General features: G+C 40.6%; 27 protein-coding genes. 4 read left to right on the top strand and 23 right to left on the bottom strand.

All coding sequences use genetic code 11. The features are described from left to right. Window positions 1-13: 13 nt before the first annotated feature. The 11 genes from smc to ACH8E3_RS03440 form a co-directional block, all read right to left on the bottom strand. A complete protein-coding gene (smc, locus tag ACH8E3_RS03490) occupies window positions 14-3,583 on the bottom strand; it encodes a chromosome segregation protein SMC (RefSeq protein WP_458631217.1) in 3,570 nt (1,189 codons plus the stop codon). A gap of 196 nt (window positions 3,584-3,779) precedes the next feature. Next, the gene (gene rnc, locus ACH8E3_RS03485; protein WP_458631216.1) at window positions 3,780-4,475 is read right to left on the bottom strand and encodes a ribonuclease III; all 696 of its coding nucleotides are present in this window, start codon (window positions 4,473-4,475) and stop codon (window positions 3,780-3,782) included. 16 nt (window positions 4,476-4,491) lie between these two features. Next, window positions 4,492-5,727: a beta-ketoacyl-ACP synthase II gene (fabF, locus tag ACH8E3_RS03480; RefSeq protein WP_458631215.1), complete on the bottom strand. Its 1,236-nt coding sequence runs from the start codon at window positions 5,725-5,727 to the stop codon at window positions 4,492-4,494. A gap of 137 nt (window positions 5,728-5,864) precedes the next feature. Next, a complete protein-coding gene (gene acpP / locus ACH8E3_RS03475) occupies window positions 5,865-6,098 on the bottom strand; it encodes an acyl carrier protein (RefSeq protein ID WP_044877691.1) in 234 nt (77 codons plus the stop codon). Between the two features lie 50 nt (window positions 6,099-6,148). Continuing rightward, the gene (gene fabG / locus ACH8E3_RS03470; protein WP_458631214.1) at window positions 6,149-6,898 is read right to left on the bottom strand and encodes a 3-oxoacyl-[acyl-carrier-protein] reductase; all 750 of its coding nucleotides are present in this window, start codon (window positions 6,896-6,898) and stop codon (window positions 6,149-6,151) included. A 40-nt stretch (window positions 6,899-6,938) separates the two neighbouring features. Then, window positions 6,939-7,859: an ACP S-malonyltransferase gene (fabD, locus tag ACH8E3_RS03465; protein WP_458631213.1), complete on the bottom strand. Its 921-nt coding sequence runs from the start codon at window positions 7,857-7,859 to the stop codon at window positions 6,939-6,941. Between the two features lie 23 nt (window positions 7,860-7,882). Next, entirely contained in the window at window positions 7,883-8,872 is a 990-nt protein-coding gene (locus ACH8E3_RS03460; protein WP_458631418.1) for a beta-ketoacyl-ACP synthase III, read from the bottom strand. A gap of 8 nt (window positions 8,873-8,880) precedes the next feature. Beyond that, a complete protein-coding gene (gene plsX / locus ACH8E3_RS03455; protein ID WP_458631212.1) occupies window positions 8,881-9,873 on the bottom strand; it encodes a phosphate acyltransferase PlsX in 993 nt (330 codons plus the stop codon). Next, the gene (gene fapR / locus ACH8E3_RS03450; protein ID WP_458631211.1) at window positions 9,857-10,489 is read right to left on the bottom strand and encodes a transcription factor FapR; all 633 of its coding nucleotides are present in this window, start codon (window positions 10,487-10,489) and stop codon (window positions 9,857-9,859) included. The genes plsX and fapR overlap by 17 nt, the downstream gene beginning before the upstream one ends. 195 nt (window positions 10,490-10,684) lie before the next feature. Continuing rightward, window positions 10,685-10,858 (bottom strand): 50S ribosomal protein L32, encoded by a 174-nt coding sequence (rpmF, locus tag ACH8E3_RS03445; protein WP_068531780.1) that lies wholly within the window; start codon window positions 10,856-10,858, stop codon window positions 10,685-10,687. A gap of 55 nt (window positions 10,859-10,913) precedes the next feature. Then, entirely contained in the window at window positions 10,914-11,423 is a 510-nt protein-coding gene (locus ACH8E3_RS03440) for a YceD family protein (RefSeq protein ID WP_458631210.1), read from the bottom strand. Between the two features lie 185 nt (window positions 11,424-11,608). Between ACH8E3_RS03440 and ACH8E3_RS03435 the strand changes: the two genes are divergently transcribed. After that, window positions 11,609-12,886: a nucleotidyltransferase gene (locus tag ACH8E3_RS03435; protein WP_458631209.1), complete on the top strand. Its 1,278-nt coding sequence runs from the start codon at window positions 11,609-11,611 to the stop codon at window positions 12,884-12,886. On the opposite strand, the gene ACH8E3_RS03430 is transcribed toward ACH8E3_RS03435, so the two are convergent. Then, window positions 12,834-13,874: a YlbL family protein gene (locus ACH8E3_RS03430; RefSeq protein WP_458631208.1), complete on the bottom strand. Its 1,041-nt coding sequence runs from the start codon at window positions 13,872-13,874 to the stop codon at window positions 12,834-12,836. The genes ACH8E3_RS03435 and ACH8E3_RS03430 overlap by 53 nt on opposite strands. Window positions 13,875-14,000: 126 nt before the next feature. On the opposite strand from ACH8E3_RS03430, the gene ACH8E3_RS03425 reads away from it, so the two are divergent. Next, on the top strand, window positions 14,001-15,206 hold the full coding sequence (locus tag ACH8E3_RS03425; RefSeq protein ID WP_458631207.1) for a nucleoside recognition domain-containing protein: 1,206 nt from the start codon (window positions 14,001-14,003) through the stop codon (window positions 15,204-15,206). Here ACH8E3_RS03425 and coaD read toward each other — a convergent pair. The 3 genes from coaD to ACH8E3_RS03410 all read right to left on the bottom strand — a co-directional run bounded on the left by coaD (window position 15,184) and on the right by ACH8E3_RS03410 (window position 16,930). Then, window positions 15,184-15,696, bottom strand: a complete 513-nt coding sequence (coaD, locus tag ACH8E3_RS03420) for a pantetheine-phosphate adenylyltransferase (protein ID WP_458631206.1) — start codon at window positions 15,694-15,696, stop codon at window positions 15,184-15,186. The genes ACH8E3_RS03425 and coaD overlap by 23 nt on opposite strands. Then, window positions 15,680-16,291, bottom strand: coding sequence for a 16S rRNA (guanine(966)-N(2))-methyltransferase RsmD (gene rsmD, locus ACH8E3_RS03415; RefSeq protein WP_458631205.1), 612 nt, complete (start codon window positions 16,289-16,291; stop codon window positions 15,680-15,682). The genes coaD and rsmD overlap by 17 nt, the downstream gene beginning before the upstream one ends. Window positions 16,292-16,822: 531 nt before the next feature. Continuing rightward, window positions 16,823-16,930, bottom strand: a complete 108-nt coding sequence (locus tag ACH8E3_RS03410; protein ID WP_458631204.1) for a YjcZ family sporulation protein — start codon at window positions 16,928-16,930, stop codon at window positions 16,823-16,825. A gap of 325 nt (window positions 16,931-17,255) precedes the next feature. Here ACH8E3_RS03410 and ACH8E3_RS03405 point away from each other — a divergent pair, with 325 nt between their 5' ends. Next, window positions 17,256-17,927 (top strand): tetratricopeptide repeat protein, encoded by a 672-nt coding sequence (locus ACH8E3_RS03405; RefSeq protein WP_458631203.1) that lies wholly within the window; start codon window positions 17,256-17,258, stop codon window positions 17,925-17,927. A 23-nt stretch (window positions 17,928-17,950) separates the two neighbouring features. Next, entirely contained in the window at window positions 17,951-18,352 is a 402-nt protein-coding gene (locus tag ACH8E3_RS03400; protein ID WP_458631202.1) for a hypothetical protein, read from the top strand. Between the two features lie 42 nt (window positions 18,353-18,394). On the opposite strand, the gene ACH8E3_RS03395 is transcribed toward ACH8E3_RS03400, so the two are convergent. From ACH8E3_RS03395 to ACH8E3_RS03360, 8 genes are all read right to left on the bottom strand, one after another. Further along, a complete protein-coding gene (locus tag ACH8E3_RS03395; RefSeq protein WP_458631201.1) occupies window positions 18,395-18,829 on the bottom strand; it encodes a GNAT family N-acetyltransferase in 435 nt (144 codons plus the stop codon). A 62-nt stretch (window positions 18,830-18,891) separates the two neighbouring features. After that, window positions 18,892-19,089 (bottom strand): YwbE family protein, encoded by a 198-nt coding sequence (locus ACH8E3_RS03390; RefSeq protein WP_458631200.1) that lies wholly within the window; start codon window positions 19,087-19,089, stop codon window positions 18,892-18,894. 88 nt (window positions 19,090-19,177) lie between these two features. After that, complete coding sequence (gene pdaA, locus ACH8E3_RS03385) at window positions 19,178-19,963, bottom strand: delta-lactam-biosynthetic de-N-acetylase (RefSeq protein ID WP_458631199.1); 786 nt, start codon at window positions 19,961-19,963, stop codon at window positions 19,178-19,180. A 130-nt stretch (window positions 19,964-20,093) separates the two neighbouring features. After that, window positions 20,094-20,765, bottom strand: a complete 672-nt coding sequence (rpiA, locus tag ACH8E3_RS03380; protein WP_458631198.1) for a ribose-5-phosphate isomerase RpiA — start codon at window positions 20,763-20,765, stop codon at window positions 20,094-20,096. After that, window positions 20,740-21,180, bottom strand: coding sequence for a hypothetical protein (locus ACH8E3_RS03375; protein WP_458631197.1), 441 nt, complete (start codon window positions 21,178-21,180; stop codon window positions 20,740-20,742). Before ACH8E3_RS03375 ends, rpiA begins: the two co-directional genes overlap by 26 nt. A 40-nt stretch (window positions 21,181-21,220) precedes the next feature. Beyond that, window positions 21,221-22,741: an MDR family MFS transporter gene (locus tag ACH8E3_RS03370; protein WP_458631196.1), complete on the bottom strand. Its 1,521-nt coding sequence runs from the start codon at window positions 22,739-22,741 to the stop codon at window positions 21,221-21,223. A 144-nt stretch (window positions 22,742-22,885) separates the two neighbouring features. Continuing rightward, window positions 22,886-25,228, bottom strand: coding sequence for a glycogen/starch/alpha-glucan phosphorylase (locus ACH8E3_RS03365; protein ID WP_458631195.1), 2,343 nt, complete (start codon window positions 25,226-25,228; stop codon window positions 22,886-22,888). Window positions 25,229-25,570: 342 nt separating this feature from the next. Further along, window positions 25,571-26,234 (bottom strand): exosporium glycoprotein BclB-related protein (locus tag ACH8E3_RS03360; protein WP_458631194.1); only part of this gene is annotated, 664 nt, incomplete at its 5' end.

Raw genomic sequence — 26,234 nt, 5'->3', positions numbered from 1 at the left:
TCATCTTTTATCATTATACCATGACCGCTTCTTCGTCCTCCAACTTAACTGACACTAACTTGGAGACGCCGCCCTCTTCCATGGTAACTCCGTATAACACGTCTGCTTCTTCCATCGTACCTTTACGATGCGTAACCACAATGAACTGCGTTTGTTCAGAGAATTCACGTAAGTACTGTGCGAATCGAACAACGTTAGCTTCATCTAAAGCTGCTTCTACTTCATCCAATACACAGAAAGGAACCGGCTTCACTTGAAGTATAGCAAATAAAAGTGCCATGGCGGTAAGGGCACGCTCCCCGCCAGAGAGAAGTTGTAAGTTCTGCAGCTTCTTTCCAGGTGGTTGTGCAACGATATCAATACCGGTATCCAGCATATGTTCTGGATCAATAAGAACAAGATCTGCTCTACCGCCACCAAAGAGCTTGACGAATACGGTTCGGAACTCCGTTCGAATGGCATCAAAGGTCGTTTTGAAGCGCTTGGACATTTCATCATCCATTTCACGGATCACTTCGTACAATATCGTCTTTGCACCAATTAAGTCTTCTTTCTGTTCATTTAAGAATTGATAGCGTTCATTTACTCTTTGATATTCTTCAATCGCCCCGAGATTCACTTCACCAAGTGATAATATCTTGCGTTTCAATTCTTTCACTTCATTCTGAACGAAAGGCACATCTTCAGGAATCGGATATCGTTCTTTAGCTAATTCATAACTAAGCTCGTAATCCTCACTCAGTTTCTTTAAGATATTGTCCAGTTCCACATCCAACCGATTCACTCCGATTTCCGTCTGCCGAAGTTGTTCATCTATCTTACGTAGTTCCACGCGTTGCTCTTTTGTTTCGTTCTCTTCTAACTCTAACTTTTGGGAGAGCTTCATCCTAGCAGCTCTTCGATAGTCAAGTTGTTCGGAAGATGCATCTTTCTTCAATTTATACTGATTCAGACTCTCAATCTGTCCTATGGATTCATTCACGTTTGTCGCTAAGTCTGTTTCAATCGAAGCTAACATCTTTTTCGTCTGATTCAGATCTCTATCTCGTGAATTGAAGTCTGTCTGGATACGTCGAAGATGTTCTTCCAGCGAGAAACACTCTTGATCAAGCTTTCCTTCTTTCACTTTGAGCTGTGTTAATTGGTTCTGCAACACATCCTTAGCTGATTCATTCGCTTTACGAGCGAACTCAGCTGCTCCCAAAGCCTGATGAACAGACAACTCTTGTTGTTCTAGCTCAGCTAACTTTTGGATTGCTTGTTCTCGGTTATGAACAAAACCTTTCGTTTCTTCCGTAAATCCACTTTGCTCATGTCCAGAGACTTCAACTTGCTCCATGACATGCCTTAGCTCATGTTCGAGTTGCTTCATATCCCCCGCAGTTTGCTGTTCTTCTATTCGTTTCTCATCCCCAGCTTGACGAAGTTCATCTAGTTTAGTCTGAATCTGATTCAATTGATTCTTCAACTGGTGAATTACTTCTTGAAGCTTAACAAGCTGTTTCTCCGTATCTACGATCTCTTGATCTAGAGCATCCAATTGACGCTTGCGGCTCAGCAAATGATTGTTCTTTTTATGTTGACTTCCACCAGTCATTGAACCACCTGCATTAACGATATCACCATCAAGGGTAACTACTCTGTATCTATATTGACACTTAGCAGCAATTTTGTTGGCGTATTCAAGCGTTTCTGCAATGACAACATTGCCCAAGAGACTACCTATCACTGGTGCAAACATGGCATCAAACTGAACTAATTCAGACCCAATGCCGACGAACCCTCCAACACTTTCAATTATTGCACGATCCGTTACTGATATATTTCTCGCCTTCATAACATCGAGTGGTAAGAATGTTGCTCGACCTAACTGACGTTGCTTCAGAAATGTTATTGCTTGTCTTGATAAAGATTCATTCTCCATGACAATATGTTGAAGTGAAGCGCCCATAGCCGTCTCCATGGCCTGTTCTAGCTTTTCCGGTACGGCAATGAGTTCAGCAACGGCTCCATGTACACCTTGAAGTACAGATTTGCGTGAAGCCTTTAGAACCTCTTTAACCCCCAACATAAATCCATCAAAGTCATCTTGCATTTCCTTCATCGTATCTCGCCTTGATATTTGTGCTTCTCTCTTCTGTTCCCATTTACGTAACGTTCCTTGGCTTTCTTCTAATTGTTTCTGAGTGGATTGATATCGTTCACTCTGCGTAATATATCCCCCACGGAGTTCTTTAAGTTCATTTGTGAATTTTTCTAGTAAACGATCTAATTCTATTTTACGTTGCAACAACTCTTCTTTCTGCATTTCTAGCTTTTCCGTCTCTTCCTCTACACGATTCATACGACGGGATAAGGTCTCTTGTTGTTGATCTGTGTAACGAATTTCATTACGTGCCTGTGCCATTTCATTCATCAATTCAAGCAATGAACTCTTCAACGTTTCTTCCTGTTGTTGGCTTATGCCACCCGTCACACCTATTAGCTTCGCTTCTTCAGCCCCAAGGAGTTGACGTAAAGATTTAAGTTCTTCTTGCAATGCCATTAGCTTGCTATTGGTAGTTGACAATTCTAACTTCTTCTCTTCCGCTCGTTCATCGCCTGTCGATAGTGTTTCTACGAGTTGCTCTCGATGACTTTCAAGGTTTCTTTTGCGTTCCCGGAGCACTTCGCCGTAACCTTCACTTTTCTCATAAGCTTCACTATATTGCAATAATTCATTCTGCAACGACTCTACTTCTTGCTCGAGCTTGCGCAATGTAGAACGATCACTCTCTAGCTTCGCATCATGTGCGGATACAATGGTAGACAGTCTAAGTTGCTGTTCTTGTAACACCGAGAGCTTCGCTGTTGCATCCGTCCATTGACTATGAATTTGTTCAATTTGATAGACATACATTGAAATCTCTTTACTCTTTAAATGTTCACGAAGTTCTTTGAAGTACACAGCTTTATCAGACTGTTCCTTCAACGGAACAATCTGAACTTCAAGCTCACTGACCAAGTCATGAATGCGAAGCAGATTCGTCTCTGTATCATCAAGCTTACGCATAGCTTCTTTTTTGCGTGATTTATACTTCACAATACCGGAAGCCTCTTCAAATATTCCTCGTCGATCTTCTGAACGTGTACTGAGAATCTCCTCAATACGGCCTTGTCCAATGATTGAGTAGGCTTCTTTTCCTATACCCGTATCCATGAATAGTTCAGTAATGTCTTTAAGACGACAAGGTTGTTTATTAATCAGATACTCACTATCACCGCTTCGATGAACTCGACGCGTTACTGTCACCTCATTATAATCCAGGGGTAGTATATGATCTTCATTGTCCAAAGTTAGTGAAACTTCACTGAAATTCACAGCTTTACGTGTATCACTTCCAGCAAATATGATATCTTCCATTTTGCCACCACGAAGTGATTTGGCACTTTGCTCTCCTAGAACCCAACGTATACCGTCAGAGATATTACTTTTACCGCTTCCGTTCGGTCCTACCACAGCTGTTATTCCTCTGACGAATTCCAACTCTGTTTTGTCTGCAAATGATTTAAACCCAGCTAATTCAATCCGTTTCAAGAACATAGTCCCCAAATCACCTCTAGCGCTAATAATATCATATTTGTCTGTTGTACCAATATGCTTTATTGATCATCACTTTCAACATTTCTCATTAGACATAAATAAAGAGCAAAAAGCAGTCTATGACTAATAATGAAGTCGCTTGTCCAAGACTGCTTTTTGCTCTTGAATTATGATTGAACGATTCTAACATTCATTATCATATACTCTGTTTCAACTGACTTAATGCAACCGATGCTGCTTGCTGCTCGGCTTCTTTCTTAGATCGACCGTTACCTTTGCCGATACATTGACTGCCCATATAAACTTCAGAAACAAATTCACGTTCATGTGCTGGGCCACGCTCTTCCACAATTCGATATTCTAACAACTCCATATTATGATGTTGCGTCAACTCTTGTAATTCCGTTTTATAATCGCTGATTTGGAGTTTTCCATTATCGGATACTTGCGGAAATACAAATCGATCTAGAAATGAACGTGCTGCCTCAAGCCCTTGATCCAAATATAGGGCACCAATGAATGCTTCAAACACATCAGCAAGCAAAGCAGGACGACTGCGTCCTCCTGTTAGCTCTTCACCTTTGCCAAGTAACACATACTGCCCAAAATCTAAAGATTCTGCGAACTTCACCAAAGAAGGTTCGCAGACAATAGCTGCACGAAGTTTGGTTAGTTCACCTTCTGGACGTGTAGGAAACAGATTGTATAAATATTCTGAGACCGTAAGTTCAAGTACAGCATCACCTAAAAATTCAAGACGTTCATTATCGTGATGCTGACTGAAACGATGCTCATTGACATAAGAAGCGTGGGTGAAGGCTTGCTTCAATAGAAGCTGATTGTGAAATTGGATTTGAAGTTGTTTTTGTATATGCTTCAGATCTCCACTCATCACAACGTCTCCTTCATTAATCGAATTTTTTCAAAATAACGGATGCATTATGTCCACCAAATCCGAATGAGTTGGACATCACGATATTTAGATCAGCTTGTCTAGCAACATTAGGAACATAATCCAAATCACACTCTGGATCTGCTTCATCCAAATTAATGGTTGGTGCCAGTGTCTGATGTTGCAACGATAGAGCACATATAATGGCTTCAACACCACCCGCTGCACCTAGAAGATGTCCTGTCATAGACTTGGTTGAACTGACAGCTACCTTATAAGCATGATCACCTAACGCTAGCTTGATCGCTTTGGTCTCTGATTTGTCACCTACACCTGTTGATGTTCCATGTGCATTAATATAATCGATGTCTTCTGGTTCGATGCCTGCTGTTCTAATCGCCATCTTCATACAACGAGCAGGGCCATCCGGATCAGGGTCTGTCATATGATGCGCGTCTGCACTTAGACCATAACCAATAACTTCAGCTACGATGTTAGCACCGCGTTTCTGTGCATGCTCTAATGATTCTAATATAAGAACACCAGCACCTTCTCCCATGACGAAGCCATCACGGTCCTTATCAAATGGACGGCTTGCCTTCTCAGGTTCTTCATTGCGAGTACTCATCGCACGCATAGCACAGAATCCGGCTACGCCCGTAGGACGTATAGTTGCTTCTGCCCCGCCACAGATCATAACATCCGCTTCACCACTTTGTATCCATCTGAATGCATCTCCAATGGCGTGAGCACCTGATGCACATGCTGATACAGAAGCTGAGTTCGGACCTTTTGCACCCAACAAAATAGATAAGTGTCCTGAAGCCATGTTAGCAATCATCATTGGGATGAAGAACGGACTTATGCGTTTAGGACCTTTTTGTAACAAGATATTATGTTGATCTTCCCAAGTACCTAGTCCACCGATACCCGAACCGATGATTACACCGACACGCTCAGGATTTGAATCTTTCTCAATATCCAGACCGCTATGCTGTAGTGCCTTCATACCAGCTACTGCGGCAAATTGAACAAAACGATCCATCTTGCGTACTTCTTTGCGATCAACGTACTCCTCAGGATCAAACTCTTTCACAGAAGCAGCTATTCGCGTATTGTACTCACTCACATCAAAGGACTCAATCTGAGAAACACCAGAATTCCCTGCGATCAAATTATCCCACAAAGTATCTAATTCATTTCCTAAGGAAGTTACGACACCCATACCCGTTATTACTACTCTTTGATTCAAGCGCTCTCACCTCTATATAGAATGCATATGCTATCATTTTCATTATTTATAAGCGTGGATCATTATCTGTCAGGTTGATATTAATAAATATGGTAAGTCCCGTCTACTTGCAGGATCGGGACTTACCATTGTGTCATTTAGGTATGAGATTGTATGTAGTTAACTACTTCTCCCACACTTGTAATTTTTTCTGCATCTTCATCAGAAATTTCAATATCAAATTCATCTTCTAATTCCATTACCAATTCAACAACGTCTAGAGAATCAGCACCAAGATCATCTTTGAAAGATGATTCTAATGTAACCTCGGCTTCGTCAGCACCTAAGCGATCGACGACGATGCGTTTTACGCGTTCCAATACATCGGACATCCGGTTCACCTCCTCCTCTTTGGTATTATACGAGAATTTTTTTCAAAATGCTACATTACCATTCCGCCATCCACATGTAGCGTCTGTCCAGTCATATATGAAGCACTATCCGAAGCCAAGAATGCAACTACTTTGGCAACTTCTTCAGGCTGTCCGAGACGGGTTAGCGGAACATCTGCAATAAGCTTATTCCGTAATTCTTCTGGTAACTCCTTCGTCATATCCGTGTCGATAAAACCAGGGGCTACACAGTTGACCGTAATGCCACGTGAAGCAAGTTCACGAGCAGCAGATTTGGTAAGACCGATGACACCAGCCTTTGCTGCAACATAATTGGCTTGCCCCGCATTACCTAGAACACCTACAACAGATGAAATATTAATAATTCGTCCATAACGTTGTTTCATCATAGGACGAGTTACCGCCTGTAAACAGTTAAACACACCTTTGAGGTTCGTTTCAATCACAGCATCGAATTCTTCCTCTTTCATTCGCATAATGAGATTGTCTCTAGTAATACCAGCATTATTCACCAGTATATCGATACGACCCCAAGTAGTGATGGTTTCTTTAATTAAGAGTTCAGCTTGTTCCTTATTTCCAACATTTGCTTTGAGCGCAATTGCATCTACTCCAATGGCTTTAATCTCCGCCACAACTTCTTCAGCTACCGTCTCATTGCCTGAATAATTAACAACAATATTAGCACCTAATCCAGCCAACGTTAGAGCTATGCTACGCCCTATACCACGTGAAGCTCCTGTAACAAGTGCGATCTGTCCACTTAAAGGTTTAGACAACTTCATTTCCTCCTTTCCTCAAGTATACATGTTGTAAATCTCAAAGATGATCCAGGCTGGCAAGGCTATTTATATTCATTAGCTTCACCGTCTTATCGATCTTCTTAATCAGCCCCGTTAATACAGAACTTGGTCCAATCTCAATGAATGTATCCACGCCTTGTGCAATCAGATACGCCACGCTATCTTCCCAGAGTACAGGGGAGTACACTTGCTCCACTAACAGCTGACGAATAGCACTACCTTCTGTAACCAATTGTGCCGTTACATTAGCTACTAATGGTATTTGTGGCTCATGAAATGTTACAGTATTCAAGGTTTGTTCAAGCTTAAGGGCTGCTTCTCTCATCATGGAAGAATGAAACGGTCCACTAACCTCAAGAGGTATGGCTCTTTTACCCCCAGCTTCCTTTACACGATCACTCACTTCACTTACACCTAAGCGAGACCCCGAAATGACAATTTGTCCTGGACAATTCATATTGGCTAACTCAACGACATGCCCACCTTCAGTAACTTCAAGACATAATGTAGTCAACGCTTCACGTTCAGCACCTAACACGGCTGCCATCGCTCCTAGCCCATCAGGCACAGCCTGTTCCATGAATTGACCACGAGCCCTCACAATCGCCACAGCATCTTCGAGAGATAACACCCCCGAAGCAACCAGCGCACTATATTCACCCAGACTATGTCCAGCAACAAAATCAACTTGTATCCCTTTGTCTTCTAAAGCTCTCAAGTAGGCAATACTTGTTGTTAATAATGCTGGTTGTGTATTAAATGTTCGCTTCAACTCTTCATCTGGACCATTAAATATTAAAGAAGTCATATCCATACCTAATACTTCATTAGTCGTATCAAATACTTCTCGACACTTCGGTAAAGAATCATACACATCTTGGCCCATACCAACAGTTTGTGCCCCTTGACCTGGAAAAACAAATGCTACTTTCCCCATGTTACAACTCCTATTCAATTCATTTACCAAACAAGGACTGAAGCACCCCAAGTCAATCCTCCACCAAATCCAACCATTAAAATGGTGTCGCCTTCTTTCATTCTTCCTTGCTCCGCTGCTTCTACAAGTGCTAGAGGGATGGAAGCTGCTGAAGTATTCGCATATTTATCAACGTTAATTACGCATTTCTCTGGTGGTAGGTCTAAACGATTCATGGCAGACTGAATAATACGTATATTCGCTTGATGCGGTACGAACAAATCGATATCTGCCTTTGTCTTTCCAGCCTTGAGAAGCACTTCCTCCGTAGCAGTACCCATGACGCGTACCGCAAACTTAAACACTTCGGCACCACTCATTTGAATATAATGCTTCTTATCCGACACGGTATCGCATGAAGCAGGCTGTCTTGATCCACCCGCAGCAACCGTAAGCAAATGACCTCCTGCACCTTCAGCACCTAGATCAAAGGATTGGAATCCACGTCCGTGTGGCACTTCACCAATGATAACTGCACCTGCTCCATCTCCAAACAATACGCATGTGTTTCGGTCTGTATAATCCGTAATTCTAGATAGTGTGTCTGCACCAATAATTAGGGCATTATTATACATACCTGTCTTTATAAAATTCGTTGCTGTGGCCAAGCTGTAGACGAATCCCGAGCATGCCGCAGAAAGATCAAATGCAGCTGCTTTCTTCGCACCTAATTTATCTTGAAGAATACAAGCCGTAGATGGGAACATCGTATCAGGTGTTACCGTAGCTACGATGATTAAATCTAATTCGTCTGCCGCCATACCTGCTGACTCTAACGCTTTGATTGCCGCTTCATAGGCGAGGTCAGATGTCGCTTGATCTGGGGCAGCAATATGCCGTTCTTTAATTCCTGTACGGCTAACAATCCACTCGTCATTCGTTTCTACCATTTTTTCCAAATCACTATTTGTCAGAATCTTCTCTGGAACATACATGCCTGTACCAATAATGCCAACTGGTCTTAAATTATCCATCTTATCACTCATTTCCCGCTGATTTCCTTAGCTATACTCGATACCAAATCGTTTTTTAGTGCAATTCTTGCTTGTCTGACTGCATTCATAATCGCGGTGCCATTCGAAGAACCGTGACTCTTCATTACTAGACTTCGTAGGCCAAGTAATGGTGCGCCTCCTGTTTCGGAATAATCCAATTTCTTCTTTATTCCTTTTAACTGAGGCATTAATATAGCAGCACCAATCTTACTCTTCAAGGATTGGCTGAACTGTTCTTTCAATAATGTAAACATAGCACCAGCCGTTCCTTCAATGGACTTCAGCAGTATGTTTCCAGAGAAGCCATCGCACACAAGCACATCACAGTTACTCGCCATGACATCTCGCGCTTCTACATTTCCAATGAAATTAATCGGCATCCCCTCAAGTAGCGAAAATGCTTCTTTGGTTAGTTCATTTCCTTTACCAGCTTCTATTCCAACATTTAGCAGTCCCACTCGCGGATTGGCTATCCCCTGAACTTTTTGACGATATAAGCTACCCATCAATCCGAATTGTGCCAAATGTTGAGGTTTGGAATCCATGTTAGCTCCAATATCGAGGGCAAGCACGCCGACGTCATCTAAGGTTGGGATCATTGGGGCCAAGGCTGGGCGTTCAATCCCCTCCATACGACCTACCACAAGTAAACCAGTCGTCATAAGTGCTCCTGTATTACCCGCAGAAATCATAGCATCCGCATTTCCTTCTCTCAACATCCGACCCGCTACAACCATAGAAGCATCCTTTTTACGGCGCACAGCCTTAACAGGTTCATCCTCAGAAGTAATGACTTCACTTGCGTGCTGAATCGTTAAGTTCGTTGGAATAGATTGGTCACCTAATAATTGTTCGAGTTGGGTCTGATCGCCCACAAGTATGATCTCTACATCTTTCCATTCCAATGCTGCCGCTAATGCCCCGTCAATGTTAGATTGTGGTGCGTGATCTCCACCCATAGCATCAATGACGATCCTCATGTTGTATTCCTCCCTCGTCAATCTCTTCTCCAGTCGATCTATAAATAAGGAAATTGCCTTGGAAGACCATCTCTTCACCTACATAAGTAAATACTTCTACTTTGGCTTTGCCTTTATGTCCAGGCATTAATCTCACGTATGCTTTAGCTATGCATTTCTCTCCAAGGTGGACAGAACGTAAGAATCGAATATCTGATGAGGCCGTCAATGCTATCTCATCATTGATGACAGCAACCGCTAACGAGTTCGCTTGTCCAAATATATAATGTCCTCGTGCGATATGTGTTCGAGAGAATACATGCTCATCTTGAATTTCAAATATAGAAATACCACTTTTGTCCAATTGAAGATCAACGATATCGCCCACCACTTCATTTAATGGCAGGGAGCGAACTTGATCATGTGAATGCTCTGCCATCTGTTTCATTCGTTCACGAAGCTCCGGAATGCCTAACTCCATTCGATCTAAACGGATGGTCTGAATACTGACCTTAAGCTGTCTAGTCAGTTCGCTATCTGTAACAAATGGATTGGATTCGATAATCTCCGTTAAATTCTGGTGACGTATCTTCTTAGGTAAACGTTCGATGACGGTACCACCCCTTACATTACTCATAACTCATATTTATAAGAATTTAAGAATCAATGCATTATCATTCAAGAGGAAGTCCACTTGGTTATTATGTACTAAATCGTATTCTCACTCTTTAGAACCAGGTACTAATATGTAGTATAAGTCATGCTGCTTCAAAAAGAAAGTAGTCAAAAAAAATAGTACCTCACCATAGGTGAAGTACTACTCATCCCAACATTATTGAGAGATAATCTCTCTTGACTTATACGTTCCACACACTTTACATACGTGATGAGCAAGCTTCAATTCTCCGCATTGTTCACATTTCACCATACCTGGCACTGTCAGTTTAAAGTGCGTACGACGTTTGTCACGACGTGTCTTGGACGTTCTTCTTTGAGGTACTGCCATGTTCCCACCTCCTTATTTCAATCAACCCGCCATGAACGGAATGAATGTTACATCATCATTCAAATAAATCTTTCAGCGCAGCAAGCCGTGGGTCGACTACTCTCGTGTCGCAGTTGCATGTGCTTACATTCAAGTCTGTTCCGCATTTCTGACATAACCCTTTGCAGGATGTCTTGCATAACGGAATCTGTGGTAAATACAGCAGAAAAGCTTCTTCCACAAATGGGATTAGATCCACCATATCATTCTCCACGTAAATGATATCATCATCTTCATCCTGAACCTTCTCAGACTGTCTCACTAACTTGAAGCGTTCGTGAAACGGGATGTTCAATTGCTCTGGAACTTCCGTCAAACAGCGTGAACACACCATCTCAACTTCTCCCATAAGCTGACCTTGAACTTCTACTGTGTCATCGCCGATATATGATGCTTCTAAATCGACAGAAACCGATTTAGCCGTAATAATATCTTTGCGATCCTTAACGACACGATCTACATTCACTTGTTCTTGAAGTCGCATAGGACCTTCTAACTTAACAATTCTGCGAAATTCAAATTGCACCTTAATCACTCCAAACAAACAAAAATTATTATACCGAGATATGTGTAGGTTTGTCAACATGAATCACATTACATCCCATTATTATTTCTTTTACCGATCACAATTATGTTATATTCTAAAGAAAAGATTACAACACTTTTGTTGAATAAGATTAAAAGGATCATTCTAGGAGGTTGAACTCAAAATTGAATACAGTCGTAGGTATCATTGTTGAATATAATCCACTACATAACGGTCATATACATCATTATAGCAGAGCGAAGGAACTTTCGGGTGCTAAACATTGTATAGCTGTCATAAGTGGTCCTTTTTTACAACGTGGCGAACCCGCGCTAATCAGTAAACACGCCCGAGCAGAAATGGCTCTAGCCATGGGTGTAGACCTTGTAATCGAGCTGCCTGTGTCCTATGCTGTTCAGCCTGCTGAATGGTTTGCATACGGGGCTGTCTCTCTTCTAGAGGCTACTGGCATCGTCGATTACATCTGCTTTGGTACAGAAGAGGGTTCTCTCCATCAGTTGGCTCCTCTAGCCAAGCAACTAGCTTCAGAGAATAATGAAATGAAGAAGAAGCTTGTCCAATGCTTAGATCAAGGTATGAGTTATCCCAAAGCTTACAGTGCAGCAGCTGAGTTCTCATATACCAACAATACGGAACAAGAGGAAGTTAACTATTTATTACAACAACCAAATAATACATTAGGTCTACATTATCTAATTGCTCTGGAACGACTGGGAAGTAACATTATTCCATTAACAATTCCAAGAGAAGGCGCGGCCTATCATGATGCTTCAATAACGAGTTCACCCATAGCTAGCGCTACTGCCATCAGAAAGCTAGTACTGCAAGATCATATGGACGCTACTACATCATATATTCCAGTCTACACACAAGAAATTATGCAACGCGAATTCGCAGCAGGCAGAGGGCCTGTTCACTGGGAGTCATTCAGACAGCCTCTGATGCATCTCTTAATGACACAGACATTATCACAGCTATCTTCTCTAAGCGAAGTTACAGAAGGGCTAGAGTACCGCATCAAGAAGCTTCTTCCCAACCTCACCCAGTTTACCGTAGAAGATTTACTTCATAGTCTTAAAACAAAACGTTACACCCATACGAAGTTACAACGTATGCTGACACATATTCTTCTTCATCATACAAAAGAGGAAATGTGCTCAGCTGAACTTGTAAAAGGCCCTGGTTATTTACGAGTCCTTGGGTTCAACAAGTCTGGTCAACAACTGCTGAAACAAATGAAAAAAACTTCTACATTACCTATTGTAGTGAAACCTTCTGTTGTTACGCATCATCATATGGAACGAGATTTACAAGCCGCAGCCGCTTATGCTAATGGTTATAGTCAACCACAGACACATGATATCTATCCAGACTATTACGAGCCGCCCATCATGAGGCAGTGTGGAACTGACCCATATCCCTCAAAGCTTCTTCCAAAGTAGACACAGAGATCAACTTCATTGTTGTTCCAATCTCATCTGCTTTGGCTTTGGCTTCTTCATAATTTGCTTTTGGGACGAAGAATAATTGTGCTTTCTCACGATCAGCAGCTACAATTTTATGCTTAACCCCTCCAATGGGACCTACCGTTCCATCGACCGTAATGGTTCCCGTTCCTGCCACGCGATACCCTCTCGTCAAATCCCCTGGCGTTAGTTGATTATATATCTCCATACTGAACATCAAGCCTGCCGATGGTCCACCAACTTTTGTATTCTCAAATTCAACTTGCTTCGCTGGATCTTTCGCCGTCACTTTCTGCATCGTACCAATCATAATACCAAACCCTACGCGAGTATCATTAGTCTGACGATCTTGGATAGACACCAAAGAAACGTTCTCCTCCACCACTTGCGTTTCTCTCTCAAGCTTCACCTTAACAACATCGCCTACCTTCTTCCCTTTTAAAAAAGAGGCTAACTCGACATTGTCCATAATTTCTTTATTTTCTACTTCCAGTATTTTGTCTCCTGCACGGAAATATTGACTGCTCCCTGTTTCTTTTGATGTCGATATGACAAAAAGATATTGTGAACGTATGTCATAAGCTATCTTTGCTTGTTTATAGGCTGCTTCAACTGAAGATGATTGTGAATTACTCATATAAAATAATTGTTCTGTTGCGTATTCTTTTTTACTCTTATCACCAAGCCGCTTTTCTTTCTTATCTACTTCTGCATTGGGGTTAAAAGAAGACATGGCAAGAAGTGCGATATTCGCATAGCTTGCAGATACAGTGGTCATCATAAATGTCCCTTTCCCTGCAATGTCCGCTTCTTTCACCGTAATCATAGGTTGAACATTCTCTGCACTTCCTGGCTGATAAATGATATAGGGCGTTGGCATATATACGACAATGTAACATAGCAGAAAGACTATCAAGAGGTACTTAATCCCTTGTTTGCCTCGTGATTTATTCGGTATATTCATTTCGTCCTCCTCAATCTTCTATCACATAAGTCGGTCTTATGTCTGCGTCAATAGCATAAATTAAGTAGTACATAGCTTGTTTCATTGCATTGCATACAAGCTTTGTTTACTTAATGAGGTGATTTCATGTTTAGTTCGAGTAGACATCCATTCCTAGGACTTATGACTACTGCGTTATTGGGTATAATATCTTTTTTACTTGTTATAGGTATTGTTCGTTCTCCTGATCAGACATTTCAATCCTCTTTGCAAGGATTGTCTTTATGGTGGAATATCGTATTTCCTTCTCTACTCCCTATTCTTGTCTTATCACAAATCCTAACAGCTTATGGATGGATTCATGGGATTGGTGTATTCATAGAACCTGTCATGAGAAAAGTATTCGGTCTACCTGGTGTAAGTGGATGGGCACTTACAATGGGTATGACGGTTGGTTATCCTGGGGGGGCACAGTCCACACTACAGTTAGTGCAACAAGGGGATATCACGCCATATGAGGCAGAACGAATGACATGGTTATCTCACTTCTGTAATCCAATGACCATCATCATAGTCATTGGAATTGGATTATTAGGTCAACCTACATCAGGTTACTGGTTGTTGGGCATTCATTGGATCGCTGGATTTTTAGCATTTCTGACTACTTCATTCATTAGCCAACGTGCAGAAGATACACACAGGATCTCACCAGAACACATTAACCAGAGAAGCCCTTTACTCAAAAGAGTATGGTCCGCTACCAACAATGCTCATCTGCAAGATGGGCGAAGTTTAGGCAAGCTACTTGGAGAATCTGTCAGTCATTCCGTTTCGCTGCTTATGGTTATTGGTGGATACATTATCATCATGGCTGTTATGATTCATCTTGTAAGCTCATATATTCTACCCCAAGTCCCACATTCTTATTTAGATGGTGTATTCGAATTACACTTGGGAGCAAAGGCACTAAGCTCTTCGACCACGATCACACCCAATCTACAATGGGCCTTAATCTCTGCAATGATGGGTTGGAGTGGTCTTTGTGCCATACTTCAATCCATCTCACCACTTCGTAAATTTGGCGTGCGATGGTTACCTTTTCTAAAGATGCGATTATTACATGGTGTATTTGCATTTGTCATAACCATGGTGATATGGAAGCCCATGCAGCTTGTAGGTTTCAAGGATCAACCCGCTTTCATGTATTGGCCATATTACGAAACGACGCTTTCCCCAATCACTAGATCCTGGTCTCATACTCTTCTGATTATTGGATGGCAAGGATTCATATTAATCGCTTTAGTTCTACTTTCTTGGTGTATCGTAAAGACTACTTCACGGCGTTCTCCTTGATTTTGCGATGTAAAGCTTGACCAACTTCCGGGGATACCCATTCACTTAAGTCTCCATCGAAATGCGCAACTTCCTTCACAAGGCTAGAGCTTAAATAAGAATATTTAGGATTAGTCATCATAAAAACAGTTTCAACATCTGGATTTAACTTATGATTCGTTGAAGCCATTTGTAATTCATACTCAAAGTCAGTGATTGTTCGTACACCACGTACGATCACATGCGCATTTTTATTTCTCATATAATTAGCTAATAAATCGCGAAAACTATCCACTTCTACATTCGGAATATCTTTTGTCATCGTGCTTAACAAATCTTTACGCTCCTCGACTGTAAACAAGGCATTCTTACTAAGATTGTTTAACACAGCTACGATGAGATGATCGAACTGTTTAGAGGCCCGTTGAATGATATCCATATGCCCCATTGTAACGGGATCGAAACTGCCCGGATATACGCCAATACGTGGTGTTCTAATCTGTTGTTCCATGATGTTCCTCCTCAACCATATCTATCTTAGTTACCATTTCATCTGCGCAATATTCATAAATTGTAATCGCCACTTCACCATATATCGCTTTACGAATGCATCTAAATCGGAGCAACTCATCAGCATACACATATTTAGAATCATGTTCAATCACAATTGTTGCACCTTCTTGAAGTAGTGACCTATCATGCATTTGAAGCAGTATCTCATCCGCATTCTTCATTATGTAGGGTGGATCAAGAAATACAATATCTATACGTATGTCCCGTTTCTCTAACACCTTCAGTGCCCGCAACGCATCATTACGAAAGACTTCTGCCTGATCCTCTAATCGAGTTGTCTTCAGATTCATTCGTATCGTTTCTATACTCTTAGGCTCCAAGTCAATAAAGATACCATGATTCATTCCCCGGCTTAAAGCCTCAATACCTAAAGCGCCCGTCCCCGCAAATAAATCCAATACGATCCCACCTTCAAAATAAGGACCAATCATACTAAATATTGCTTCTTTCACTTTATCAGTCGTCGGTCGTGTGCCTGTGCCAGGGACACTTTTTAAGGTTCTGCCTTTTGCACTTCCTGATACAACTCTCATCGAATCTTTTCACCTACTCTGCTTCTTAGGATCAATGCTGAACAACACATTTTTATGTCGATATCGTACCACATTCTTAGACGTTTTGAAAAACACGGCATCCTAACCACGTTGATTATGTATTCCATATGTATAAATAATCCCACCCAGGGAATGATTAGTTTATCGACATTACAAGTATGTCGTAGACAACCGCGGAGATTACTTACGTTTCCCCATAAGCTCTTCGTCCGGTTTCTCCTCTCCCATGAGGACGCTCTGCAAAGGGCGTCCAATTTTTGTGATAATAACAAAGTGACTTGGAAGCATTACGCTCCCAAGTCACTTTTATTTATTCATAATTAGCACATACCTAGACCCATTGTGATAATAACCAATAAGATAAAGAGTACTAATATCGCTCCTGAAGAAGTACAAGGATTCGGACCTGCGCCCACGCCTCCAACACATCCACCCATTTTCGTTTCCTCCTCTCTAGTTAAGATTTTACATCCATTTAACAAGATCATACGCTAAGTCAAATTAGTTATCTTACAGAATAAATGCACGTGTAATGATAACTAACAAGATGAAAAGTACTAATATAGCACCTGTTGATGTGAAAGGATTCGGGCCTACTCCATAACCAACCTCGCTCATTCCAATTCCTCCCTTCCCTTTAACATATTGTAGGATATGTCGGATGGGGATATATTGGTCTAGTCATTCCCCTATTTATAGTCAGATTGCCGCCCATTTCGTACAAAAAAGAAAAAGACTCCTATTCGGAGCCTCTCCTTGCAATTTGAATTTCTCACCATACTTTGAGGTATCCAGTATAATCACCTCAGTGTATTTTTCGGATACAAGAAGCTATTCTATAATATAATAGACCATACAATTACCAAACGTTATAATGATATGATAAGAAATCTGCCTTCGTCATGATGTTGGTATTGATTTCATCAGGATTAAGGAGGCTAACATGGGTAAATTTATTGGCTTTATGCTGTTATGGAGGTTAGTTGGGAATCCGTTCATTGCAATATTGATTCTTCTTGTAGTTGTCTATTTGTTGGATAGACGGTATGTCGGCATATTTCCTAGCTTAACGAAACCTTTCAAACGAATGAAAAGGATCTCCAAACTCCGCTCACAAATTAGTATGAATCGTAACGATGTTTCTTCCAAACATGAGTTAGCTTGTCTACTTATGGAACGCAAGAAATACCAAGAGGCATTGGATATACTTTCTACCATTCAATCTCAATTCGACCATTCCGCAGAATACTGGGATGATCTAGGTACAGTTCATCTCAGACTTGGTCACATTCAAGAGGGGGAAGCACATATCCTTAAGGCACTTACAATCAATCCACGAGTGAAATATGGCCAGCCTTATCTTAGATTAGCATCTATTTATCAGAGCTCCAGTCACGAGAAAGTTGAGAAATACGTGAGACAGTTCCAAGATGTTCATTCTTCTTCATGTGAAGCCAGTTATCTACTTGGTGCGATGTATAAGGAAATGGGTCTCAAGCAAGAAGCACTGGCATCTTTCAAAGAGTCCATTGAAGTTTATCGTACTTTACCTAAATATAAGAAAAGACAAGAGCGCAAGTGGGTGGTTAAAAGTATTTTAAAGAAAATGAATTGAAGAAGGAATGGGGGGACTATGAAATGAACAGGATATCTACATTAAAAAGTAAACACTGGTTTCTTGTGATGTTTATATATGCACTCATTCTATGGCTCATTCTTAGCCTGCATCGATTCTTCTTTCTAAATCAACCCCTGGATCTGATCATTCTAATGCGTTACGGATTATTTGCATTAAGTATCTCAGGTATTATCAGCGCTTTCGGTTGGTTTGGTGCCTATTATGTATCTTCGATTACAACCATTGGCATCCTTATCGGGGTTATTCTTATGTATCTCTACACCAATAAAGATATGTCTGGGTGGGAGGATCTTGCCGGATTCCTGACATTTATCATGATGATGGTTGGTGGCTTCGTGCTTGGGCTAATCATTGAAGGGATCGTTTTCGTTATCAGGTGGCGCCGCATACCAAAAACCTGACGAACGTCGCTTCGTCAGGTTCACTCAATGTATATCATTTCGTTATTCTACGTCCTCATCCTCAACCTCGTAGACACATCTGAAACGTTCTGCTGCTGGATATGTCCCATCTTGGCTATAGATCATAAACCCAATGTTACGATAAAATTCAACTGCTTCTCCATCAGTCTCAACTATAATTCGAGATGGATTTCGATCTTTAATTAACTCAAAGAATATACCTCTACCATATCCCTTTAGTCGATTCTCAGGCAACACAGCCAGATGATGGACTGTAAGTGTTTGCTCGTCATCCATTTCGTAACCTATTAAGCCTACTAATAATTGTTCGTCTTCAAATCCATAAATCTGCATAGACTCGTTCTCTTCATACTTCTCGATGGCAGACTTCAAAGATTTATCATCTGGGAAAACAGCATACGATAATAATTCTGCCACTTCTTGCTTATGAATATATGATTTCACATTTAGTAACATATTGCATATCTCCTGTTCATGAATACATAGTTCTCATCATTTATCTGGTGTACATTCAGACTTCATTTCTGAATAATATGCTGTACACGTCCAACCTGTCCACTGGTTAACCTAACTTTAATACCGTGCGGATGCTTTGGAGAATTAGTTAATATATCCTTAACGGTTCCACGAGTTAACTTGCCTGTTGGTTGATCTTGCTTCAATACAATATCCACTTCAAGTCCTGCCGTAATTGTAGATCTTAGTTGACCATTCATTATTATATTCACTTCCCTTGTCACAACAACTACCTTCAAACACATTATCTTATTGCAAAGGTAATGTATTGAAGGTAGCTTGTCAATATTAGTATGACTTCTTCACTAGTTGATTAAGACTTTTAAAAGTATAGCCTTTCTTTCTAGTATCATCAATAATCCGTCCCATGGCGCCTGCATTATCCTTTGAGACTGCATGGAGCAATATCACTGCACCTGGGTGAAGTTGCTTCATCACTTGATTATAAGCATGCTCTGATCCTTTTTGCATCTGAGTATCCCAATCTTTATAAGCTACAGACCAAAATACATTCGTATAGCCTTCCTTTCGACTTTGAGACAACATCGCTTCATTAAAAATACCACGGGGTGTTCGGAGATACTTCATTTCCTTTTGAGTCGATATATTGGCTACAGCTTCCTTCACTTTAATTAGCTCATCTGTTAATTGGGTTGCGGAAATTCGTGTCACATCGGGATGACTCCATGAATGATTCCCTACGAGATGACCTTCATTAACCATCCTCTGAACTAATGCTGGTTCACTCTTCACGTAATGTCCTGTCACAAAAAAGATCGCTGGTACTTTCTTTTCTTTCAGAACATCTAAGATTTGTGCCGTATAACCGTTCTCATATCCGTTATCAAATGTTAAATAGATCTCTTGTTGATGTGTGTCTCCGAGAAAGATCGCTTCATGTTTTTGTACAATAGGTTTGAATCCTTCTTCGTTAATGGATGGAAGTTGTCCATCTTTACTCTTTTTAAATCCAAAATGGTAAGCGCGTCCATCTGCAGAAGCATGTACACTAGATTGTGTGAAACAAAAGACCATGATCATGCATGCGATTACAAGATTAACAGAACGTTTCATTGACAGTATGCCACCTCTATACAATATTCAAGGTCATAAACCAAGTAGAGGTAATATTCCACACTTAAACCAAGGTTATGTAACAACTGAATAGTTGTCGTAATATACCATAACACACGGCCATCTAATCTTATTTGCGCTCAAATACCTCTACACTACCATCCTTATGTCCTATAATAGCAAGGTCAGCTTGTCCAATGAATAAACCATGATCCACAACACCAGGAATCCCTAGAATTTCATTCTGTAGGTTATGAGGCGATGGAATAGATTCAAAGTTACAATCTGCGATATAATTCCCGTTATCTGTTACAAATAAATCTTCATGTATCTTCCGTAAATGAACACGACAACCCAGTCGCTCTAATGCTCTTAAAGTCCAATCAACGGCAAATGGAATAACCTCAATCGGCAAAGGAAATTGACCTAAGGTTTGAACCCATTTACTCTCATCAGCAATAATAATTACTCTTTCGCTATGAAATGCCACAATCTTTTCCCTAAGAAGCGCACCTCCACCACCTTTAATCAAGTGAAGATCCGTGTTAATCTCATCGGCTCCATCAATCGTTATATCCAGACCATCCAGTTCACTAAAAGGAATAATTGGAATTCCAAGTTCTATTGCAAGCTTCTCTGATGCTAACGAGGTGGCTACGGTCTGTATGGATAGTCCTTCTTGTACTCTTTGTCCTAATTTCTGAATGGCCCAATATGCTGTTGATCCGGTGCCCAATCCAACCTTCATGCCATCCATAATATATTGAACAGCATGTTCAGCTGCAATTCTCTTCATATCCATCCTTCGCACACTCTCTTTCTAAGCGGATTAATGCTAACTTCTCATCTTCATTTAATGTTAGATCCATCCTAGCTAAGCCTGATAATAACGTTTCTTTTTGCTTAGCATGACGTATATTATGAAGCATTACCTGCTCAGCCTCAGTTAGGGTCAGCTCACCACGCTCATCAACAACACGGCAGAGATAAGCATGTGATGTCTTTTCTTTCTCCATAGATGATGTGTGAAATAACGCAATAAGGGTCGACAATTCCATGACTTCCTCATGCTCTGCGAAATGAATGATATATTGCACAGCGGATGGACTTGGTCCATGGTGCTCATTCTTCGTAGCAATAATCTGTGAATTCTTCTTTGCTATTACACCAGATACAATAAGAAGTATGATACCCAATACGAGAGCAATATATATCACGTTATCCCCCCATTCTCATTTCATCCTAATTACGCACTATTCATTCCTCTTCTACAGCAGGTTTATCTAACGTAATTCGTGCTTTACCCATGAAGAATACAGTAACTACAGCTATACTGATTGGAAGCAAAGCATACAAGAATATTTGAGATATGGATGAAGACATCGCGTTGATGATTCTGTCCAGCACTTCTGGAGGAATCGTTGTTCTAACTTCTGAATTAAATATTTCCCTTGGATCTGGTAGATTCGATAAGTTGGCTGTGGTGTCTCCCATTCCTTTGAATTGTTCAGCAAGCTTACTTGTAAAGAGATTACCTTGGATGGTACCGAATATAGTAATTCCTAACGTCATACCAAGTGATCGAAGAAATTGATTCGTCGAGTTGGCCGTTCCCCGATAACGAGGTTCCAGATTATGAATGGTTGATATAGGTAGTAGAGAGAAAGAGAAACCTACTCCAAATCCTACCAAGATCATATAAAGGGTTAAAGACGATCTTGCTGTCTCAGGCGATAACGTACTAAGCAAGAACATTCCCGCAATAAAAGAGAACACAGAGATTAACATGAGATTACGATAAGGTGTCTTTGTAGATAGAACACCGCCTATTGAGCTACCTGCAACCGATCCTAACATCATCGGAGTTAGAACTAATCCAGCATTGGTTGCACTTCCACCATACACAGCTTGTACAAAAATAGGGATGTATACGGTCAATATTATAAATGTTCCTCCATATAAAAAGGCTAGTATTTGCGATGTAGCAAATAATCTTCCTTTAAATAACCAAAATGGTAATATCGGCTCTTCCGCTCTTAGTTCTACGAAGAAGAACACGATGAAGAATACTGTAAATACTGTAAATAATGATACGATCATCATTGAATTCCATGCATAATTCTTTCCACCAAGTTCAAGAGCAAACATTAAGCTTATTACCGCAATAACAAGTGTAGACGCTCCCCACCAGTCAATCTTCTGTTTCGCGCGATTCTTGGTTTCATGATAAGACCGAACAATAAGTAGATACGAGACGATCCCAATAGGAACATTAATATAGAATATCCATTGCCATCCGACATAATCGGTAATATAAGCTCCAAGCAAAGGTCCCATTACACTCGCAGTCCCGAATACCGCTCCAAGTAGCCCAGTCATTTTTCCACGATTCTCAGGAGGAAAGATATCAAATATAATTGTAAAGGCTATTGGCATTAAGGCACCGCCTCCAATACCCTGAATAGCACGGTATATGCTTAGTTGTTCAATCGTTTGTGCAAAACCACATAGTACTGAACCCAGAAGAAAAAAGATAATTCCAAATATAAAAAATCTTTTCCGACCATACATATCAGATAATTTACCAAAGATCGGCATTCCTGCCATGGTTGTAATCATATAAGCAGATGTGACCCATACAAACTTATCAAATCCACCAAGTTCCGATACAATCGTTCCCATCGCTGTTGCTACGATCGTATTATCGATTGCTGACATAAATATTGCTAATAACAACCCTGCTACAACTAACTTGACATTACTCTTGGATGTTTCCATAATTGGCTCTCCTTTTCGATATGGTTGGTAAGTTTATCAAGTTTAGAATCAGACGACTTTATTGTCAAGGAAAAGGAAGTATACGCCTATTGCTTCAACTGGCGTATACTTCCTTCATTTAACGCAAGAATGATGCTTTAGGGATTATAATCCCCAAATTTCTGAAGCATATTTACGAATCGTACAATCACTTGAGAATTGACCCGAATGGGCTATATTGATGATTGATTTGCGTTGCCACTTTTTCGGACTGCGATAGGAACGTTCCACCTGTTGATGCGCTTCAATATAACTTGCAAAATCCTTGAGTACAAAGTACTCATCATTACTATTCATAATCGAATGAAATATATCTTCAAATTCATATCCATTTAGACTAAAGTATCCCGGGGAGATGAGTTGATCCATCACTTCACGAATGCGTACGTCACTATGGTAGACATTCTGAACATTGTAGCCACCATTTTGATAAAATTCAAGTACTTGATCAGACTGTAAACCAAAAATAAACATGTTAGTGTCTCCAACCATTTCATGCATCTCCACATTAGCTCCATCCATTGTACCAATCGTAAGAGCACCATTCATCATAAATTTCATATTTCCTGTACCTGAAGCTTCTTTGCTAGCGGTTGAAATCTGTTCACTCACATCTGCGGCTGGTATAATCTTCTCTGCTAGGGATACCGAATAGTTCTCTAAGAAGATCACTTTCAATTTCTGATTCACTTGCCTATCTCCATTCACTTGATGTGCTACTACATTGATTAATTTAATAATTCTTTTAGCTAACCAGTAACTAGGGGCAGCCTTAGCACCAAAGATGAACGTACGCGGAACTCTATCCAATGTTGGATTATGTTTGAATTGATTATATAAATACATGACGTGCAATATATTCATTAGCTGGCGTTTATAGCCATGTAGTCTCTTCACTTGAACATCGAAAATCGAATAAGGATCCACAATAACGCCTTGTTTCTGTTGAATAATAGCTGCAAGTTCCAATTTGTTCTGTTGTTTAATTATGCGAGTTCGATCTTGGAAGCTCTGATTCTCACTGTATTTCAATAATCCAATCATTTCTTCCGGTGAATCCTTCCACCTTGTTCCGATCGACTCACTAATCAGATTTGAAAGCGCTGGATTCGCATACATCAACCACCGACGATGTGTGATGCCGTTCGTCTTATTGTTGAATCGGTTCGGAAATAGATGATAGAACAACTTCATTTCACGTTTCTTTAGAATATCCGTATGAAGTGCTGCAACACCGTTTACACTATAACTTCCCACAATAGCCAGATTGGCCATTTTCAATTGCTCACCATCAATAATCGACATCTGTGCTACGATCTCCGGTTGCTCTTTATAATGCTTCATTAACATGCCACAGAATCGTGTGTTGATCTCTTCTATAATCATGTAAATACGCGGGAGTAGTTCCTTTACCATAGATACAGGCCATTTTTCAAGCGCCTCACTTAATGTCGTATGATTCGTATATGAAACTGTTCTTGTTGTTAAATCCCATGCCTCAGCCCACCCCAAACCTTTCACATCCATTAATAATCTCATTAATTCTGGGATGACAAGTGTAGGGTGTGTATCATTAATATGGATAGCAACTCGATCAGGCAGATGGTCAATGGACAATCCAAGCTTCTCGAATGTACGTAATATACTTTGCACACCTGATGAACACAGGAAATACTGTTGCTTCAGTCGGAGTAACTTTCCCTCGTAGTGCGAATCATCTGGATACAGAAACTCAGTTATAGAATCAGTCGAACAATCACTCCAAATCCTTAACGTATTAACTTGCTTCCCTCCATAACCAAAGATCGGCATATCATAAGGAATAGCAGTAATAGCCTCATAGTTATGGGTTTCAAATACCAACTCGCCATTTTCATTACTAATTTCAACATTCCCTTTGAATCGTACCTCTATTTTTTTATCTGGCCGTCGTATTTCCCACTCATTTCCCTCTTTAAGCCAATAATCCGGAAGTTCCACCTGATTGCCATCCACAATTTTCTGTTCAAATAACCCATATTTATATCGAATACCACATCCGTGTCCCGCGTATTGAAGAGTGGCTAGAGAATCTAAGAAGCAAGCCGCTAACCTACCTAACCCTCCATTTCCTAGACCTGCGTCTGATTCTTCTTCCTCAATATCTTCGAGATTCCACCCCAATTCCTTGAGACCCTCCCTAACAAGGTCAAGCACGCCTAAATTAAGCAGATTATTACCAAGAAGTCGACCTATGAGAAATTCCATTGAGAAATAGTATACTTGCTTCTCCTGTTTGGCTTGATGTTGTTGATTCGTCTCTAACCAATGCTTACGAGCATAATCACGGAACATACTACTTAGAACTTTATAAACATCGGCCTTGTGAGCTTCCCTTTTTGACTTTCCCAACGTATTCATTAAATTCTCCTGAAAGAGTTGTTTAAACGCTTCTTTGTTGTTAAACATATTGGCATCCCTCCTGGGGGTGATCAATCAGATGATGCTACGCTATGTCATTTCACTGAAAATGACATTCTTACGTATTACTTTGAAATAGAATGTCGATGACAATGGCCAAATCCATTGTTGTTATAAACATATTCGGAAGATGGGTATACGTTGCAACAAAACCGAAAAATAATTGTCGATTCTAAAAGTCTAATGAAGAAAAACACAATTTTTTACTGAGAAAGTGGTATTCCTCTTCGGTATGTAAGCATTTGTTTAATGAGCACGTAAAGCCAGCAGAGTCTTACACTCACTAATGGCCTTACGTCTCTTTTAACTACATCTTGATTCATTAGCTAATTAATTTATAGATATACCCGCACTTGCATATCCTGCAACAGTATGAATTAAAGACAATCCGGTAGCTGTCGTTGAGAATACTAGTAATAGACGGGTCTCAGGCGTTATAGGTATTGCTAATCCCGTTGCAATACCACGGGAGATAGATCCAATTGCAACAGTTCCATTGTAATTAGGTGTTAAGTTCACAATAGCACCAGGAATCGGAGAAAAGATATTATTTGGTGTCGTAGAACTATACAACTGTGCATGAATTCTTACATTACTACCTATTAAAGATAGTGAAGCCGTTGTACTAAAGTAAGCAGCTATAGAAGTAATCGTTCCCGCACGTGGGACAGAGAATGCAAAGTTCAGTAACGTACCCGCAGCTCCGGTAAGATCAATTGTTATACCTAGTAATGAAACCCCTGCTATCGAGCTTCCGAATCCAACTAAACTAGTTGTACCCACGAGTCCACCCACAATAGATGTTAAAACTGTAGGGATACCAGAAGAATATGGGATAATAGCACTCGCTCCCGCAATACCTGTTACGCCTGTTGCACCAGTGACTCCTGTGAATCCAGTCGCCCCCGTTGCTCCTCTTACACCAGTTACTCCAGTGGCACCTGTAACTCCAGTGACTCCAGTTGTACCCGTCAATCCAGCAACTCCCGTTGCT

The organism is Paenibacillus sp. CMAA1364 (assembly GCF_054373195.1).
This window is presented reverse-complemented; position numbering and strand designations above follow the sequence as displayed.